Source organism: Rhizobium sp. WW22 (genome assembly GCF_047041135.1).
Lineage (GTDB): Bacteria > Pseudomonadota > Alphaproteobacteria > Rhizobiales > Rhizobiaceae > Rhizobium.
The window spans coordinates 3,020,622-3,037,896 of record NZ_CP178198.1; the positions used below are offsets into that span (position 1 = coordinate 3,020,622).

At 57.2% G+C, this 17,275-nt stretch carries 13 protein-coding genes; 5 read left to right on the plus strand and 8 right to left on the minus strand.

Annotated features, from left to right (window positions below):
• Nucleotides 1-18 precede the first annotated feature (18 nt).
• The 5 genes from ACK83U_RS14870 to ACK83U_RS14890 all read right to left on the minus strand — a co-directional run bounded on the left by ACK83U_RS14870 (nt 19) and on the right by ACK83U_RS14890 (nt 7,911).
• A complete protein-coding gene (locus ACK83U_RS14870) occupies nt 19-1,509 on the minus strand; it encodes an acetyl-CoA hydrolase/transferase family protein (RefSeq protein ID WP_112606502.1) in 1,491 nt (496 codons plus the stop codon).
• A gap of 198 nt (nt 1,510-1,707) precedes the next feature.
• Nucleotides 1,708-2,973: an MgtC/SapB family protein gene (locus ACK83U_RS14875; protein ID WP_112606504.1), complete on the minus strand. Its 1,266-nt coding sequence runs from the start codon at nt 2,971-2,973 to the stop codon at nt 1,708-1,710.
• Between the two features lie 66 nt (nt 2,974-3,039).
• Nucleotides 3,040-4,161, minus strand: a complete 1,122-nt coding sequence (locus tag ACK83U_RS14880; protein WP_112606506.1) for an ABC transporter permease — start codon at nt 4,159-4,161, stop codon at nt 3,040-3,042.
• 1 nt (nt 4,162) lies between these two features.
• Entirely contained in the window at nt 4,163-6,880 is a 2,718-nt protein-coding gene (gene rbbA, locus ACK83U_RS14885; RefSeq protein ID WP_112606508.1) for a ribosome-associated ATPase/putative transporter RbbA, read from the minus strand.
• A complete protein-coding gene (locus ACK83U_RS14890) occupies nt 6,877-7,911 on the minus strand; it encodes an HlyD family secretion protein (protein WP_246699081.1) in 1,035 nt (344 codons plus the stop codon). The genes rbbA and ACK83U_RS14890 overlap by 4 nt, the downstream gene beginning before the upstream one ends.
• Before the next feature lie 313 nt (nt 7,912-8,224).
• Between ACK83U_RS14890 and ACK83U_RS14895 the strand changes: the two genes are divergently transcribed.
• Nucleotides 8,225-8,674, plus strand: a complete 450-nt coding sequence (locus ACK83U_RS14895) for a DUF2267 domain-containing protein (protein WP_112606512.1) — start codon at nt 8,225-8,227, stop codon at nt 8,672-8,674.
• Between the two features lie 284 nt (nt 8,675-8,958).
• Here the strand turns inward: ACK83U_RS14895 and ACK83U_RS14900 are convergent, their stop codons facing one another.
• The gene (locus ACK83U_RS14900; RefSeq protein WP_412474667.1) at nt 8,959-9,126 is read right to left on the minus strand and encodes a hypothetical protein; all 168 of its coding nucleotides are present in this window, start codon (nt 9,124-9,126) and stop codon (nt 8,959-8,961) included.
• Nucleotides 9,127-9,144: 18 nt separating this feature from the next.
• Nucleotides 9,145-10,746: an MBL fold metallo-hydrolase gene (locus tag ACK83U_RS14905; RefSeq protein ID WP_112606514.1), complete on the minus strand. Its 1,602-nt coding sequence runs from the start codon at nt 10,744-10,746 to the stop codon at nt 9,145-9,147.
• A gap of 126 nt (nt 10,747-10,872) precedes the next feature.
• Here ACK83U_RS14905 and ACK83U_RS14910 point away from each other — a divergent pair, with 126 nt between their 5' ends.
• Together ACK83U_RS14910 and ACK83U_RS14915 are read left to right on the plus strand one after the other, a co-directional pair.
• Nucleotides 10,873-11,706, plus strand: coding sequence for a universal stress protein (locus tag ACK83U_RS14910; RefSeq protein WP_112606516.1), 834 nt, complete (start codon nt 10,873-10,875; stop codon nt 11,704-11,706).
• Between the two features lie 324 nt (nt 11,707-12,030).
• Entirely contained in the window at nt 12,031-12,678 is a 648-nt protein-coding gene (locus ACK83U_RS14915) for a BON domain-containing protein (RefSeq protein WP_112338829.1), read from the plus strand.
• A 97-nt stretch (nt 12,679-12,775) separates the two neighbouring features.
• On the opposite strand, the gene ACK83U_RS14920 is transcribed toward ACK83U_RS14915, so the two are convergent.
• Complete coding sequence (locus ACK83U_RS14920; protein WP_112398046.1) at nt 12,776-13,282, minus strand: Hsp20/alpha crystallin family protein; 507 nt, start codon at nt 13,280-13,282, stop codon at nt 12,776-12,778.
• Nucleotides 13,283-13,568: 286 nt separating this feature from the next.
• On the opposite strand from ACK83U_RS14920, the gene ACK83U_RS14925 reads away from it, so the two are divergent.
• Nucleotides 13,569-14,390 carry a universal stress protein gene (locus ACK83U_RS14925; RefSeq protein WP_112398093.1) on the plus strand — a complete coding sequence of 274 codons (822 nt, stop codon included), beginning with the start codon at nt 13,569-13,571 and terminating at the stop codon, nt 14,388-14,390.
• A 322-nt stretch (nt 14,391-14,712) separates the two neighbouring features.
• Nucleotides 14,713-17,238, plus strand: a complete 2,526-nt coding sequence (gene mgtA, locus ACK83U_RS14930) for a magnesium-translocating P-type ATPase (RefSeq protein WP_412474668.1) — start codon at nt 14,713-14,715, stop codon at nt 17,236-17,238.
• Nucleotides 17,239-17,275: the final 37 nt, after the last annotated feature.

The window sequence follows — 17,275 nt, forward strand, 5'->3', positions numbered from 1 at the left end:
TGATCCTCAATATCCAAGCTAAGCCAGCATCCGACCGATTTCGCGCAGTGAGCTGTGCCATTTGAGTGCCTCTTCGATGACGTGCGGCGTTTGTCCGCCCCGCGCAAGGGCTCTTTTGTGGTAGTCGGACAAGGCTTCGCGGTAGGCCGGATGTACACAATTGGCGATGATGGTGGTAGCGCGTTCCCGTGGCGCGAGACCGCGAAGGTCAGCCAGCCCAGTTTCGGTCACCAATATATCGACGTCGTGTTCAGTATGGTCCACATGGCTGACCATGGGCACGACCCTTGAAATCGCACCGTTCTTTGCCGTCGATTTCGTGACGAAGATGGACATATAGGCGTTGCGGGCAAAATCGCCGGAACCGCCGATACCGTTCATCATGTGCGTGCCACCGACATGGGTCGAATTGACGTTGCCGTAGATGTCGAACTCCAGCGCGGTGTTGATTCCGATGATCCCAAGGCGACGAATGACTTCCGGATGATTGCTGATTTCCTGCGGGCGCAGGATCAACCGCGACTTATACGCTGCGATATCTGGAATGATCTTGCGATACTTGTCGGCGGACAAGGTCATTGAGGAACCGGATGCAAATGTGAGCTTTCCGGCGTCGATCAGATCGAAGGTCGAATCCTGAAGGACCTCGGAATACATGGTCAGATCGTGAAACGGCGTATCGATGAAACCGTGGAGTACGGCATTTGCGATCGTGCCGATGCCAGCCTGAAGCGGCAGAAGGCTGTGGCTCAAGCGTCCGAGTTTGACCTCATGCATCAGGAATTCAGCCAGATGCCCGGCAATCGCTCGCGTTTCGGCATCCGGCGGCTGAATGGTCGAAGAACTGTCGCTGTTTTGTGTGACGACAACAGCGGCGATCTTCTCCGGGAGAACCGGAATGAAAGGAACGCCAATCCGGCTGTCTGGTGCCATGACGGGAATTGCCTCGCGGCTTGGCCGGCGCGTCGGGATATAGATATCGTGCAGCCCTTCCAATTCCTGTGGCTGCGACTGGTTGATTTCGACGACGACCTTGTCGGCCAGGATCGCGAAGCTTGCCGAGTTGCCGACCGATGTCGTCGGAATGATCCCGCCGTCTTCGGTGATGGCCGTCGCCTCGATCACGGCAATATCGACCGGCGAGATCTGGCGGCTGCGAAGAAGTTCCACCGTCTCGGACAGATGCTGATCGATGAACATAACTTCGCCGGCATTGATCGCGTTTCGCAGAACCGGATCGGACTGAAAAGGCATACGGCGAGCGAGCACATGCGCCTCGACCAGGGCCTTGTCGAGATTGTTCCCCAGCGACGCGCCGGTCATCAGCGTGATCTTCAGCGGATCGTCCTTGGCGCGCTTGGCAAGCGCCATGGGCACGGCCTTTGCCTCGCCCGCGCGCGTAAAGCCGCTCATGCCGATGGTCATGCCGTCCTTGATCAGCCGGGCGGCATCGTCCGCGCTGACAATGCGTTCGAGCAACTCCCTGTTTCTTATGCGCCCGCGAAACATGGCGATCCTTCCTCAGGTCATGGATATCAGGAACAAGAGCCGAGTTTGCAACATGCGCTGCATCTCGGTCTTTCGGGGTAAATGCGACGAGAAGTCGGGACATTTTCTAAGCCGAGGACGCAATGCTACATTGATTTCCGTCAATTGAGCTCGGTGCCGGCCATGATTTCATGGGGATCGCGATGTCCCTGCCGGCGCTCAGGTCAAGGTGCCGAGCCCGCAATAGGCGGCAACGGCGACGACGAGCGCCGTCAACGTTGTCACACTCAGTGCTGTGGCGTAAGCGCGACTTCCGAACATGATGGCCAGCACCATCTTCGCTATCAGGTTGGCGGCCGCGGCCAGAGAGATCGCGATCGTCGCAACCTCCGTCGTCAGCGCCGAGCCCGCCATGCGTGCCGTCGACAGGGTGATTGCATCAAGATCGGCAAGTCCCGAAAGCAGCGCGACGACAAAGATCATCGATGGCCCGATCTGGTCGATCGTAAATTTCGATAGGAAGCTTATGACGCCGAGAAATGCTCCGAAGCGGAGAACCGTGAGCAATTCGAACGGATTATCTGGATTGATGTCGGTTGCCTTATCGTCGGCCTTCGCTCCCCTGAGCATCAGGAAGGTCGCCGAAAGAAAGACAAGAATGACGGGAACGAACGCGACAGCCAGCTTGAGAACGAGCACAGGCGCCAATATGCCACTGATGACCAGCGCCCGTCCGACGGACATTGCTCCGGCGATAGTCGCGCCGGCAACGAGGCTGTGGGTCGCCTGAGTGCTGCCGGACGATAGACGCGCAAAGGACAAGGTGACGGCGGTTGACGAAATGAACCCGCCTGCAGCGCCACTAAAAAGGATTCCATGTTTTGGTCCGGCAATGCGGACCGCCAGATAGCCGATATAGGAGATGGCGGCAATCATGATTGTCAGCAGCCATAGCTGGAATGGATTGATCGTATTCCAGGGATCGATTGTTCTGTCGGGAAGCAGCGGCAGCGCAACGAGTGTCATGGCAAGCAGCACGAGTGCAGCTCTAAATTCCAGCCATGTCAGGTTTCGCAGGAATCCATGCAGACTATGGCGAGCAGCCAGCAAGGCGGTCACCGCGACGCTGCCGGCCGCTGCAACCGTCATGTCGGAAACCGCCGCAACGACCCCGAGGACGAAGACCGCAAGAGCCGCTATGACGCTGGTGACGCTGTAATCCTGTTCCCGCTCGGCTTCGTATCTGTTGAAGACGATGAAGGCGATGCCGAACACAGTGAACACGGCAGTCGGCAGGATCGGTCCGAGCTTAACATACAGGAAACCCGCCAAGCCGCCGAGAAAGCCGGACAGGCCGAAAGTGCGAATACCGGCCGTTCTTTTACCGGGCGCCGTCTCGCGCTCCTGCCAGCCGCGCTCAACCCCGACCAGGATGCCGATGGCAAGAGCGAGGCTGAGACGCTGAAACGCTTCGATGATATCCATTTCATGACAATAGTGACGAGCGAATGCGCAAGCAATCTGGACTACTAAATTCCACTGTCAGGCACCTCACTGACCGCTGAGAAGCGACTTGCGAAAGCGCAAGGTGGCCAAGGCAAAGAATGCCGCTCCGATACCGAAGAGCGCCAGCATTTGCGGCCATATGATCGCAAATCCTGCTCCCCGATATAGCACGGCCTGCGATAGAGCGACGAAATGTGTTGATGGCGAAAGCTGCATCACATTCTGCAACCAGCCGGGCATGCTCTCCATGGGTGTGGTGCTTCCGGACAGAAGGTTCATTATGATAAGAACCGGCATCACAATCAGTCCGAACTGTGCCATCGAGGTCGAAACGGTGGCAATCAAGATGCCGAGTGACGTCACCGAAAACTGGTAGAGGACGGCTGCGGTTACAAAGAGGCTTACAGATCCCGCGACAGGCACACCAAGCAGGCGCTCTACGACGACGATGAGTGAGAAGATCGCGGCGGCGACGATGACGAGACCGTTGGCCCATATTTTTGCAAGCATGATCTCGATCGGGGTGACGGGCATGACGAGCAGATGCTCGATCGTTCCATGTTCGCGCTCGCGGATCAGTGCCGCGCCCGTCAAGATAACTGAGAGCATGGTGATATTGTTGATCACCTGCATCACGGCCGTGAACCATTCGGATTTGAGATTGGGGTTGAATTTCGCCCGTACGACCAGATTGATCGGTTGTTTCTGATCAGCTCCAGGCATTGCCGTCAGCACCTCCTGCAGGATGATATTCTGGATATAGGAAGCCCCATTGCCGGCCTGCGACATCGCGGTCGCGTCGATATCGATCTGGACCGATGGATGGCATCCGGCGATCACATCCTGCTCGAATTTTGGTGGAATCTCGACGATAAAAACGAAGCGGCCGGCGTCCATCGCAGCATCGATCTCGTCGGCATCGATCAGTTCCGGGGGCTTGAAAAAGGGTTGTAGCAAGGCATCATGCAATCTTGCAGACAGCATCGAACGGTCTTCATCGACGATTGCCACCGCGGCATTCTCAACCTCGAATTTCGCGCCCGTCGCCACGGCATAGATGGCGAAGGTAAATGTATAGACGATCAGCACGACCAGGACGGGATCGGCCTTGAGGCTGTAGAGCTCCTTGATGCCGAGGCGAAGGATTCGGAAAAGACGGGCAACCATGTCACGCCCCCCTCTTTCGCAGTGAAATAATCGCGGCCGCGATGAACCCGAGTCCAAAGAGGCCGATCACCAACATATCGAGCCAGAGATCGGCAAAACCCAGCCCCTTTGCTACGACACCGACGCTGACCGGCTGATACCATGCCGACGGGAAGGCAAGTCCCATGAGCCGTCCGCCACCCGAAAGCGACGAGACCGGGACGAGCAGTCCGGAAAAATTCACCGCCGGGATAATCGCAATGATGGCTGTCGCAAAAATCGCGGCGACCTGACTGCGGACAAAGCTCGATATAAACAGGCCAAAACCGGTCGTGGCGAAGACATAGAGTAACGACCCGACGGTAAAGGCGAGAAGAGAACCTTTTATCGGTACGCTAAAGACAAACCGGGTCATCAAGACAAGGAGAATGAAGCTAAGGAAGGCGATAGCGACGTAGGGCAACTGCTTGCCAAGAAGAAACTCGATCTTCGTAACCGGGGTCGATTGAAAGTTGGCAATGGATCCCGTCTCCTTCTCCTTGACGACGCCGAGCGCCGTCATGATGGCGGGAATGAGCACGAGCATAAGAACGATGACGCTTGGAACAATGGCATTAGCGCTCTTGAAGGCCTGATTATAACGAAAGCGGCTTTCAATATCGATCGGGTAAACGGATGTGTTGCGACCGCTGCGGCGCGCGGCGCTGTCGGTCAGGTAGGCCGTGGCAAGTCCTGAAACATAGCCGCGTGCCGTCTCCGCACGGAAAGGCATGGCGCCGTCGAGCCAGACCGAAACTTCCGCGCGGGTCTGACGCAAGAGATCCTTGCCGAAATCGGTCGGAATTTCGATCGCCAGCTTCAATTCGCCGCTCTTAAGACGAGTCTCGAGCTCGTCGACGGAAGAGGCAGCGAGCCGCTCCTCGAAATAGCGTGAACCTTGGAAGCTCTCCAGAAGTTGCCTGCTCTGAGCCGATTGATCCTGATCGAAGACGGCAAATGGCAGGCGCTCCACATCGAAGGAGATGCCATAGCCGAAGGTCAGGAGGAGGATTGCGGGACCTAGAAATGCGAAGGCCAGACGGGTGGGGTCACGGCGTATTTCCAGGGTCTCACGCCATGCGTATGCCCACAATCGGCGAAGGTCGAAGATGCCAGGCTTTGGGACGACGGCAGCGTTGTCAACCGTTGCAACCGCCTCCGTGTCGTCGCTTCCCATTCCCGCCGCCGTGAGCACGTCGATGAAGACATCTTCCAGTGTCTCTCGACCGCGCTGCTTCTTAAGCTCTGCTGGATTGCCGACGGCAAGCACCTTGCCTTCGTGCATCAAGGAAATTCGATCGCAGCGTTCGGCCTCGTTCATGAAATGCGTGGACAGAAAGATCGTTACGCCATCTTTGCGTGACAGTGTCAGGAGCGAACGCCAGAAACCGTTGCGGGCAACCGGATCGACCCCGGATGTCGGCTCGTCCAGAATCAAAATCTCCGGGCGGTGTATGACCGCCGCAGCAAGTTGCAGGCGCTGCCGCATGCCAAGCGGCAGGCTTTCCGGGCGACTGTCCGCAACGCCTGCAAGTTCGAAGTCGACCAGCATTTCCTTCACGCGAACCGCCGCCTGTTCAGCGGGAAGGCCAAATAGCTGCGCATGCAGTACCAGGTTCTGGAGGACCGTGAGCTCCCCATAAAGAGAAAAGGCCTGAGACATATAGCCGACACGGCGGCGCGTTTCCAAATCTCCGGCTTTAAGGGGCTGACCGAAGAGGCGTGCTTCGCCTTCGCTTGCAGGCAGCAGACCCGTCAGCATCTTCATGGTCGTACTTTTGCCGCTACCATTCGAGCCGAGAAAGCCGAAAATCTCACCCTTACCGATACGAAAGCTTACGTGATCGACGGCTGTGAAATCACCAAAACGTCGGGTAAGTCCCTCTGCTTCGATGGCGGGTGCGCCGTCTTCCACCGGGCGCGAGATAACGGGAAGCGGCGCATCAGCCCTGCGCATCTCCTCCGGCAAAAGCGCAACAAAAGCACTTTCCAGTGAGGATTGCCGCGTGTTCTGCTTAATCTCTGCGGGGCTTCCAGTTGCTATCACCCGACCTCCATACATGGCGGCAAGCCAATCGAAACGTTCGGCTTCCTCCATATAGGCCGTGGCGACAATGACACTCATTCTCGGCCGGCGCGCCCGCATGCGTGCGATCAGCTCCCAGAATTGTCGACGCGACAGCGGATCGATGCCGGTCGTCGGTTCGTCGAGAATAAGAATATCCGGATCATGAATCAGAGCGGCGCAGATGCCCAGTTTCTGCTTCATGCCGCCGGACAGCTTACCAGCGGGGCGGTTTCGAAACTGAGCAAGTCCGGTGATCTTCAGCAGCTCGTCCGTGTGTTCCCGACGCTCATTGCGATCCATTGCAAAGAGGCGGCCGAAGAAATCGAGATTTTCGGCAACGCTCAGCGTCGGATAGAGATTACGCCCCAGACCCTGGGGCATGTAGGCGATGCGGGCGCCGACGAGACGGCGCTGATGCGCATCGGCCATATCGCCGTCGAGGACGTGGATATTCCCTTGTTGCAGCCTCGTTACACCGGCAGCGAGCGCGAGCAGCGTCGACTTTCCAACGCCGTCCGGGCCAATCACGCCCGCCATGCAGCCGGCCGGAACTACGAGATCAACCCCGTCGAGTGCCACTTTCTTCCCATAGCGATGCGTAACGCCGGCGAAGCTGATAACTGCGCCCGTCATTGGGGTAACTTCACGGCGAGTTGCGACGGCCAGGGAGCAGCTGGGTCGGTGCGCACGTAGCCCACGCCCCGAACTCCTGTCTTCACCCGCGTTTCGTACTGCTTCAGCAAATCGGACGCGATACGGAGCTTGACACGAAACATCAGCTTCTCGCGTTCATCCTCGGTCTCTACTGTTTTCGGCGTGAACTGCGCCTCCGCGGCGACGAAGGATATGGTCGCGGGCACGACGTAGTCGGGAGCTGGATCGAGAATGATGCGTGCCTCATCACCAAAAGCGAGACGCCCAGCGGTTCGTGCCGGCAGAAAAACCGTCATGTAGACGTCCGCCAGATCGAGCAGCGTCGCAACCGGCGCCCCGGCTGCCACCACTTCGCCCGACTGCACCAACTTGTATTCCACACGCCCTCGTCTGGGCGCCTTCAGGATCGCATCGTCGAGTTGCGAGCGAATGCGCGCCACCTCGGCGCGGGCGGCATCCAGGGCGGCTTGAGCTTCATCACGGCTTGCAAGCGCGGAACGGGAGGTGGCCTCGGCAACGGCAAGCTGGCTGCGACGCAGGTCGAGTTGTTGCCGTGTACCACTTCCCGTGGCGCTGAGATCGAAGGCGCGGTCAAGCTCCTGATGCGCGAGCGTGAGTTCGCTCTGACGCTGCGCAATAGTCGCCTCGGCGCTCGCCACACCGGTTTCGGAACGCCGAACGTCCGCCTCCGCACCAGAAAGCTGCGCGTCGAGCTCGGACGTGTCCATGCGCGCAATGACGGCGCCAGCATCGACTATCTGTCCCTCTTCAACAAGAATATCAGCAACACGACCAGCGAATTTCGCGGACACCAGAACCTGCTGTGCCTCGATGCGACCATTGGACATCGCAATGCCGGCCGGCTGTTGGTTACCATGCAACTTGCTCCAGAGCTGCTGCATGTGATCGCTAAATGTTGTTGCATCCCGCGCCGCGACCTCGCGACTTCCTGCATTTAGGCTCAGGACCGTAACAACGGCGAAAAAAAGAGGGACGTGGGATTTGTACAAGTACCGGCTCCCGAAGAACGAATTGGATGGGTGCTGCCGGCGTGGCGAACCACTCAGGCGCTCCGTTCATTATTCACGGGTGGGACTCCCCATCATTGACGTAGATCATCTGCTGAGTGCAAACGTCGCCGTCACTCATTGTTCGATCCGATCCGTGAAGAAAGATTTTCCACCTTTAAGAAGAGATTTCGGCTGACCGGAAACAGCAAGGCTTCGCCCCAACATCCCGCGCGAATAGAACCGTGGCGTTGATCCAGGACAATGCGCATCATCGGGAATTCGGTGACGATAGTCTCGATCAAGGAGGCTTAGCATGAACTTTATTCCTTCCCAGACCTTCTCGGATTCTGCGCACCAAGCCGAAACATGGGTGGTAGAATTGTCCGAATATCTCCATTGCGAACGGAATGAGGCCTATGATTGCCTGCGCTCCGTCCTACACGCGCTTCGAGATTCAATGGGCCAGAAGGCAATGGCTGACTTCTCAGCGCATCTGCCGCCATTGATCCGGGGACTATTCTACGAAAACTGGCAACCTGAACACACCCAACCGTGCTCAAATAGAATGGGTTTCTTTGAGAGCATTGGCACGCGATCAGTGAGGCCAAATAACGTAGGCGCCGAGCAGGCAGCACAGAATGTCTTCAAATTGCTGGATCATCGCTTGAGCCCACCTGTGATCAAGAAAGTCAAGCTGGCGATGAATCCGTCCCTTGGGTCGCTCTGGCCCGAGCACCCACAGCAATCAGATAGCGCCGCGTAGCTTAACGAGACGAATACCGGCAAACTGCGATTTGAGAAACGCATGGGCTTGCCGCGCTGCCTTTATTCCGGCCGATTGCTGCCGTGCGATGTCATTTCATGCTCGCTATGCGCCGCAATCGGCGGACAGTCTCGCAACCACCGGACTTCGCGGTGGTATCAACCTGGTTGCCTGCGACTTCGGCTGCCGCATCAAGCAGCTCCAAGGCATATACTACCGCCGCATCGCTGTCCTCGTGACAAAGGCTTGCGCTTGCGCAGCGCGCATCAAGGGCTTGTCTGATCCTATTCTTGATCGAAAGCATTCCCTTTGCTGCCGGAATGAGCCGAAAGCTCATGCAGGTAACTTGTGGCGACAATCTCCGACGCGATGAGCTTGCCCTCGACCTCTCCGAGTGTCGGAATGGCAAATCGCCGCCCTCCCCTTCTGCAATCGCGATCCGTCATCAGCATGGTCTTACTCCTTTGTGGCTAGCTTGGCCGCCCGTCTTCCTCAATAGCTCTTTTCACGCGCCGAAGAATGACGGCGCGCGCTTTCCGGTCGGCGGTTTGACGCAACCGCTCCTCCAGATCGAGGACGATCGATTGATAGTCATTGTGCCAATCCGAATGGCCGACATCCTGGGGTACTAGGCGCGGAGGCGGCGTACCGCGTGCGAGCGGTACGGCAGCTGTTTTCGTCAGGCTGTAGCTGTCATCGAGCGATGGCACGATGATGGTCGCTTCCGGCTTCTCCACCAACAGACGAGATTTCAGACTGTCGCGCGCGGCAGGCTCGCCGTGAACCAGAAACAGCCCTGAGCGAATCGGCTCTCTGGCGTCTATCCAAGCTTTCAATTCGCTGGCGTCGGCGTGACCGCTATAGGCATCCAGTGATCGCACAGTCGCACGGACGATGATTTCTTCCCCCTGGATTTTTACGGTGCGCGCGCCGTCCTCAAGAATTCGCCCGAGTGTGCCGGCTGCCTGGAATCCGACGAACAACACCGTGCCTTCATCGCGCCAAAGCCAGTTCTTGAGACGGTGACGAATACGGCCGGCCTCACACATGCCGCTGGCAGCGATGATGATATGGAAGCCGCGAATGAGGTCGATTGCTTTTGATTGCTCGGCCGTTTCCGTAAAGCGTACATTTTTGGCGCTCAGTGCCTTAATCAGTAGGTCGCCGTTGGGGATGGAATGCGCATGCTGCTTGAAGATTGCGGTCGCGCGCGAAGCCAATGGAGAGTCGATGACGATGGGACAGCGGGATATCTCACCCGCATCCATCAGCACATTGATATCAGCAAGCAATTCCTGAGTGCGTTCGACGGCAAATGATGGGATCAGCAGAGCGCCGTTGGGATGATAGGCCTTGAGAAGGATCTCGCGAAGTTGCTCGCGACGAGCGACGTCGGAAACTTCGTCTCGGTCACGATCCCCATACGTGCTTTCGCAGATGACGTAATCGAAGTCCTTGGGGGCATCCGGCCGGGCCTCCAAAAGCTTGTGTTGCGGACCGACATCACCGGAAAACAATATGCGGATGGTGCCATTTTCGGTCGCAAGCTCGATTTCGACCGAAGCCGAACCGAGCAGATGTCCGGCGTCCCAAAGCCGAAATCCAAGTCCGCCCTCCAATCTCTGCCATTCTTTATAGGCGACCGCTCGAAACTGCATCATCGCGGCACGCGCGTCTTCTGCGGTGTAAATGGGTTGCAACGTATCGCGCGATCTATGCCCGTGCCGGCGATTCAGCTGCTCGACTTCTGATTCCTGAATATGTCCGGAGTCTTGCAGCATGATCGAACACAGATCCAAGGTCGCCGGCGTGCAATGGATAGGCCCTTCGAAACCGGCTTTCACCAATTTCGGGATAAGTCCCGAATGATCGATATGCGCATGGGTCAAAATGACGGCGTCAACCAGAGACGCATCGAACGGGAACGGCCTATAATTCAGTTCTTTCTCGGTCTTGGAGCCCTGGAACATGCCGCAATCGACCATTGTGCGGGTACCGCGGTGCTCAAGGACAAAGCACGAGCCGGTTACCGATCCGGCCGCACCGTAGAAATGTAAAACTGAATCCGTCATCTGGTTACCTCGCATGCGTCCAACCTTATGCGCGGCCGATCGGGTTCGCTTTGCGGAAGATCAAGGAAATGAGGTTGAAAGTGAGGTTTGCTGTCCTTTCCTCCAACCAGGAAAAGCGATCCGACCATGTCCATCAAAACCGTCTTGAGTATCCTCGACGTCAGTCAATTCAAGGATGACCTGAAGGGCGCCGTCGATTTTTGCCAAATGCATGGTGCCCATCTTACCGCCTTGGTGGTTTCGATGTGCGCCACGCCTCCGCTCACCACATATGATGCCCTCTCCACGATCAGGCTCGATGAGCGGCAACGTGAAATAGATAGATTGACCGAAAAAGCAGCCGATATCAAAACGCTGCTCAGCGAGAGCGCGTCCTCCTATGACGTGCAGGAAATCTACACGGAATTTGCCTGGGCAGACGATGATATCGCCGAGCGAGCTCTTTATGCCGATCTTGTCCTCATCGGTCCGGAGGCCGCCCGCAACGAGGAACTTCGGCGAAGAGTGATCGACGGGGCATTATTTCAGTCGCCCACACCGGTGCTTATCACCCCGAGCGGCAAGATGGTACGGCTTCCGCCGAAAACAATTTTGCTGGCCTGGGACTCTGGCGAGGAGGCAGCGCGCGCCGCGCGCCAGTCGATCGACTTCTTGCAAGCCGCCGGAACGGTGCATGTCACACTTGTCGATCCTCTTGCTGCGCGCTCCGTCAACGGCGAAGAGCCTGGCGCAGATATCGCCGCCTTCCTCGCGCGACATGGTATCAAGGTCGATGTCGACTGCGTTGCGAGCGGCGGTCGATTGGTCGATGAAACGTTGCGACAACACGCCGCCGACATCGCAGCCGACATGATCGTCATGGGAGCCTATAGTCATCCACGCTTGCAGGAACGCCTGTTCGGCGGAGTGACACGATCGATGCTGAAAGACTCGGACATACCGCTGTTTCTTGCCCACTGACGGCAAATGCCAATGCTGTTTCCCGGCATGCTTCCTTGAGGCCTGCCCAGCATTTTGTAGACATCGCATGATCGACAGATAGCGCATAAGAGGGCAAATGCGGCCAGTCAGCAATCGACTGAAGACGAAACTTGACAGCCCCTGATCCGAGCACCGGAGGATCCCGTTCCAGCCTACCCGGGTCTACCCGCCGGTCCGACCGACCCGGCGAAGTTCGCCAAGACACGGTTTCGTCTTTGACCCAGCGCAATGACACCACACGCCGGATTGACGAGATTTGGTTTGAGGCGCGAGCCTCGATCAATCGTCTTCAAGGAGGACACCATGAGTGATCTGAAGATACGTCGGGATATCCTCGACGAACTGGAATTTGATCCCAGCATTGACGCTGCCGCGATCGGCGTTTCGGTGGAGAATGGCGTCGCGACGCTATCTGGCCATGTGAAGAGCTGTGCCGAGAAAATGGCGGCGGAGGCAGTTACTTGGCGTGTGAAAGGCGTCCGGGCGATTGCCGATGAGATCGATGTGCGTTGGCCCGAGCAGAAAAGGCATGCCGACGATGAAATCGCAGCTCGCGCACTTGATATCATTACCTGGGACACTGCGTTGCCCGACGGCGCCATTGACGTCAAGGTCCAGCGCGGATGGGTAACACTCTCTGGCGAGGTACGCTGGCACTTCCAGCGCATGGCTGCGGAAAACGCCGTCAAAAAGCTTGGCGGCGTTGTTGGTGTGACGAATATCCTAACCATCCGGCAACTTGTCGGCGCATCAGATATCAAGGAACGGATCGAGCAGGCGCTACGGCGAAACGCTGAGATCGAGGCGGATGGAATCAGAGTTCGTGTCTCCGACAGCAAAGTCGTTCTTGAAGGTGACGTTCATGCCTGGAGCGAGCGTCATGCAGCAGAGCAAGCCGCATGGTCTGTCCCCGGCGTCGCCATTGTTGAAAATCATCTTCATGTCGGCTAATGCCAAAGGGAGGGGTGAGCCCCTCCCTTCTTCTGCCGCCGGCCCCCTTGGCAACCTACAGCTGAGCCGCGACGGGCAAGTGTAGAGCGCTTGTGAGCTAGCTTGCCTTGATTGCAATTTTCCGGTCATTCTTGTGAGCATTGGCTGTCTTCGGTAAAACGACCTTCAAGACGCCATTTTCGAAGGATGCGTTGATACCGTCTGCATCGACACCATTGGGAAGTTGGAGACTGCGCTGGAACGACCCGTAGCGCCGTTCGCTGAGATAGTATTCCTTCTCCTTTTCCTCCTTGCGTTCGTGCTTTTCGCCTTTCACCGTCAAGATCCCATTGGCGAGTGTCAGATCCAGCTCTTTCGCGTCAATCCCAGGAAGCTCAACTGTGAGCTCGTAGGTCTTGTCGGACTCGATGAAGTCAGCAGCCGGCATGCCGCGCGTGAAGGCATTCGGGAAACGCGCGAATGTGCGGTCTAGGAAGCCCGGAGTGAAGTCATTGAAGACACGATCAATTTCCGATCGCAGGCTTTCGAATGGCGCCCAGCGCTCCATAGCCGGCGCCGTCTTCTTCTCCGTGCTCACAGGAAGCTTTCTTGCCATATCGGCCATATCATTTCTCCTCTTCGTTGCGAGGACCATCGAAGGACGACTTCGTCCCGGCCCCTTTCCAAACCGTCTTCGTGAGACGCGGAGTCATCAAAGACGATGTTGCCAGACCGTTCATTGATCAGCATCAAAATGGCGCGATATCGCTCGCCGTTAGGCGATCGAAGCCCTCTTTTGCCGATTTTGAGCGCCGATAAGGCTCCTCTCCGGTCGACCAATCTTGACTTTCATCAAAGCGGCGGGCCGGCGGGTACGCGATCATCAGGTCAGCTTGCTGGAGAAGACTGACATGAAACCGCAATTCCATCTGCCATTAATCACCTATCCCACAGCCAGCTCGTTTTCCGTGGTTCAAAATGCAGTCGACTTGGCGCGACATCAAAAAGCAGATCTCACCGCGAGCGTCCTGCAGATCAAGACGCCGCTCGTCGGTCAATCATCCCCATGGGTTGACGACGTCGAAAGACTGGGCTCGCAGGCAAAGCGCTTCAGCCGCGACAGCGGTGTCGCGTTGAGCGAAGCAGTGTGCGACTACGCCCAAAAAGCGGCCATACGGGCCATCATTCAGACATTCGAAGCGTCGGAGCCGCTAATCCCTGATACTCTGGTGGAAATCTCGCGTGCTTATGACCTGTCAATTATCGAGGCGTCTGAGACCATGATGCCATTGCTTGAGAACCTTCTGTTCGAAAGCGGCCGACCTCTCGTCTTGTTCCCTGCGAACCACGTCTGCGGCCGGATCGACACGGTGGCAATCGCATGGGATGGAAGCGCGCCGCTGTCGACAGCATTGACAGGCGCCAGATTATTCTTGGAAGGCGCATCGAAGGTCATTTTGATATCGATCACCGATGATGGCTCAATGAATGAGAGAAGCCGGGCCCGATACGCGGAGGTGCTAAGCAACAGCGGCTTGGATGTCGAGGTTGTCGTGGCCGGCGCAAATGGCGAAGAGGTAGCCGTCGCTATCCAATCAACCGCGAGAGCCCTGCACGCCGATCTGATTGTCGCCGGAGCCTACGGGCACTCCAGAATTCGTGAATTTGTCCTTGGAGGGGTCACTCGATCACTGCTGGTCGATCTTGAGATGCCCGTTCTTGTTGCCCACTGATCCAGCAGCGGAATATTGATATCAACGTTTGCTCCCCGCCACTGAATTTTGGATGCCGGATATCTATCGTTTCGGCTCAGGCCAATCTCTACATTTCGACCAGCGCATTCCCATGCCATCGCAGTGGTGGCGCATCTCGGTAGACACTGACGGCATGCCGGCTTTAGCCGGCGGATGATCGCCTGTTGACAAAGGTCAAGGCGCGCGCGCCGTGCAATGGCTAGCAAGGCATCAGAGGTGACCGCCGATGCCTATTGAAATTGACGAAACCACCAAGAACGCTCCACCTAAAAGGCCGACTTCCACGAACCGGGATACCACGATGTCGCCGTCGCCTTTTTGGTCGAAGGCGCAAGACGTTCTGGTGCATGATCTTGGCTCGCGGATAGCAGGTCTTTCGGCTGAAGAGGCAACTTCCCGGTTAAAAAACTACGGACCGAACACAGTCCTCGCTATGACGCACACGAATGCCCTTCACATTCTGCTACGGCAATTTCTCAATCCCCTCGTTCTCATTCTTATCTTTGCCGCAACGGTATCATCGCTGGTGGGGGAGATGCATGATGCCATCATCATAAGCCTTATCGTCCTTGCGAGCTGCCTGCTCGGCTTTTCTCAAGAGTACGGAGCGACCAAAGCGCTGGAGGCGCTAAAAAAGAGCATTTCGTTGTCCGCGACAGTTGTAAGGGGCGGAATAGAATCCCTCGTCCCGGCAAGCACTATCGTCCCGGGTGACATCATCAAGCTTGCAGCCGGCAGTCTTGTCCCAGCCGATGGCGTGATCCTTTCGTCGCGCGACTTGAGCGTCAGCGAGGCCGCTCTGACGGGCGAGACCTTCCCGGTCGGCAAGATGGCCGGTGTCTGTCCACCCGAGGCTTCGATCGCCGCTAGGTCCAATTGCGTTTTCACCGGCACATCGGTTCGCAGCGGCACGGCAACTATCATTGCTGTCGAGACAGGTGGGCACACCGAATACGCAGCCATCGCCGGAGCGATCGCGAGACAGATACCCGAAACAGATTTTTCACGAGGTATTCGCCGCTTCGGCTATTTGATGACGCGTATCATGTTGGTGATCGTTATTACCGTTTTCGTTGCCAACCTGCTCCTACATCGGCCATTGATCGACTCTCTCCTATTTTCTCTGGCACTGGCGGTCGGCCTCACTCCGGAGCTTCTGCCGGCGATTATCAGCATGACGCTCGCCCGCGGCGCGCGCGCCATGGCCGCCGGCGGCGTCATCGTTCGCCGGCTGGACGCCATTGAAAATCTCGGGAGCATGAACCTTCTATGCACCGACAAGACCGGCACGCTGACGCAAGGCATCATAAAACTCGACGGTTGCGTCGATCCAGGCGGCATGCACTCGCAGCAGGTTCACTTGCTCGCCGTTTTGAACGCATCGTTGCAGGCCGGCCTCAAAAACCCGCTCGACGATGCCATACTGGCGTCCGACGAGATTGGCGCAGATCTGAAAGCCTTCGTAAAAAAAGACGAGATTCCATACGATTTCATGCGCAAACGGTTATCGGTCATCGTCAATAACGCCGGCCAGGATACAATGATGGTCTGCAAGGGCGCCGTCGCCAATATCCTTTCGGTCTGTACCTCCGTTAGGACAGGCAATGCTGCCGAGCCTCTCGATGAAGCGTCGCGCGCGGCCGTCGACGCGCTTTATCGCAAATGGGGCGAGGATGGCATTCGAGTGATCGCAATCGCCAGTAGGCGCTTCGCTCAAGACAAGGGGCCCTATAACGTTGGCGACGAGTGCGAGCTCTGCCTCGAGGGCTTTCTCCTGTTTCTCGATCCGCCGAAGGCAGGCATCAAGGATGCGCTGACGGGATTGAAACATCGCGGCATCGGAATCAAGGTCATATCCGGCGACAACCGCTACATCGTCAAGCACCTGGCCGACACGATCGGGCTGAGAACAAAGAATGTTTTGACCGGCGGTGAGCTGGCGTCGATGAGCAGCGACGCATTGTTCGCCCGTGCATCCAAAACAGATCTGTTTGTCGAGATTGATCCGAACCAGAAAGAGCTCATTATCAAGGCGCTTCGGCGTTCCGGCCATGTCGTCGGATATATGGGCGACGGCATCAACGACGCCCCGGCCCTTCATGAGGCCGACGTCGGCATTTCTGTCGACGGCGCAGTCGATGTCGCCCGGGAAGCTGCGGATCTCGTCCTGTTGCGACAAGACCTCAACGTGCTGATCCGCGGCGTAGACGACGGTCGGCGAACCTTCGCCAACACCATGAAATACATATCGATCGCGACGAGTGCGAACTTCGGCAACATGATCAGCATGGCGGTCGCCTCTCTATTCCTCCCCTTCCTGCCGCTGCTCGCCAAGCAGATCCTGCTTAACAACCTCCTTGCCGACATTCCATCTATGGCCATTGCCACGGACAGGGTCGATCGAGAGCAAGTGCAGCGTCCAAGGCGATGGGACATTCGCGGCATCCAACGATTTATGATCTTTTTTGGCCCGGTCAGCTCGTTGTTCGATTTCGTGACGTTCGGATTTCTGTTGTTTATCGTCAACGTGACAACCAGTCAGTTCCGCACGGCCTGGTTTGTCGAATCACTCATTACACAGCTCGTGACCATGCTGATCGTTCGCACGACCATAGCGGCATGGAAGGATAGGCCCGGTCCCCTACTCCTGTGGTCGACGGCGTTTATCACGCTCGTCGCCCTCCTGCTCCCCTATTTTCCGCCGGTTGCGGGCATATTCGATTTCACGCCGCTGCCCATTCCGTTGTTAGGAGGGCTGATTGCGATCTCGGCAATCTACGCTGCCACGCTCGAGTTGGTGAAACGATTCTATTTCCGACGGGGATGAAAGTTTCGGCGGGATGGTAAGACCCGTATTCAATTCG

What these genes read in the sequence shown, in the direction of transcription:
- ACK83U_RS14875 (WP_112606504.1), bottom strand. Translation starts at nt 2,973, where the DNA reads ATGGATATCATCGAAGCGTTTCAGCGTCTCAGCCTCGCTCTTGCCATC.
- ACK83U_RS14915 (WP_112338829.1), top strand. Translation starts at nt 12,031, where the DNA reads ATGAGTGATCTGAAGATACGTCGGGATATCCTCGACGAACTGGAATTT.
- rbbA (WP_112606508.1), bottom strand. Translation starts at nt 6,880, where the DNA reads ATGACGGGCGCAGTTATCAGCTTCGCCGGCGTTACGCATCGCTATGGG.
- ACK83U_RS14895 (WP_112606512.1), top strand. Translation starts at nt 8,225, where the DNA reads ATGAACTTTATTCCTTCCCAGACCTTCTCGGATTCTGCGCACCAAGCC.
- ACK83U_RS14900 (WP_412474667.1), bottom strand. Translation starts at nt 9,126, where the DNA reads ATGCTGATGACGGATCGCGATTGCAGAAGGGGAGGGCGGCGATTTGCC.
- mgtA (WP_412474668.1), top strand. Translation starts at nt 14,713, where the DNA reads ATGTCGCCGTCGCCTTTTTGGTCGAAGGCGCAAGACGTTCTGGTGCAT.
- ACK83U_RS14925 (WP_112398093.1), top strand. Translation starts at nt 13,569, where the DNA reads ATGAAACCGCAATTCCATCTGCCATTAATCACCTATCCCACAGCCAGC.
- ACK83U_RS14880 (WP_112606506.1), bottom strand. Translation starts at nt 4,161, where the DNA reads ATGGTTGCCCGTCTTTTCCGAATCCTTCGCCTCGGCATCAAGGAGCTC.
- ACK83U_RS14910 (WP_112606516.1), top strand. Translation starts at nt 10,873, where the DNA reads ATGTCCATCAAAACCGTCTTGAGTATCCTCGACGTCAGTCAATTCAAG.
- ACK83U_RS14920 (WP_112398046.1), bottom strand. Translation starts at nt 13,282, where the DNA reads ATGGCCGATATGGCAAGAAAGCTTCCTGTGAGCACGGAGAAGAAGACG.
- ACK83U_RS14905 (WP_112606514.1), bottom strand. Translation starts at nt 10,746, where the DNA reads ATGACGGATTCAGTTTTACATTTCTACGGTGCGGCCGGATCGGTAACC.
- ACK83U_RS14870 (WP_112606502.1), bottom strand. Translation starts at nt 1,509, where the DNA reads ATGTTTCGCGGGCGCATAAGAAACAGGGAGTTGCTCGAACGCATTGTC.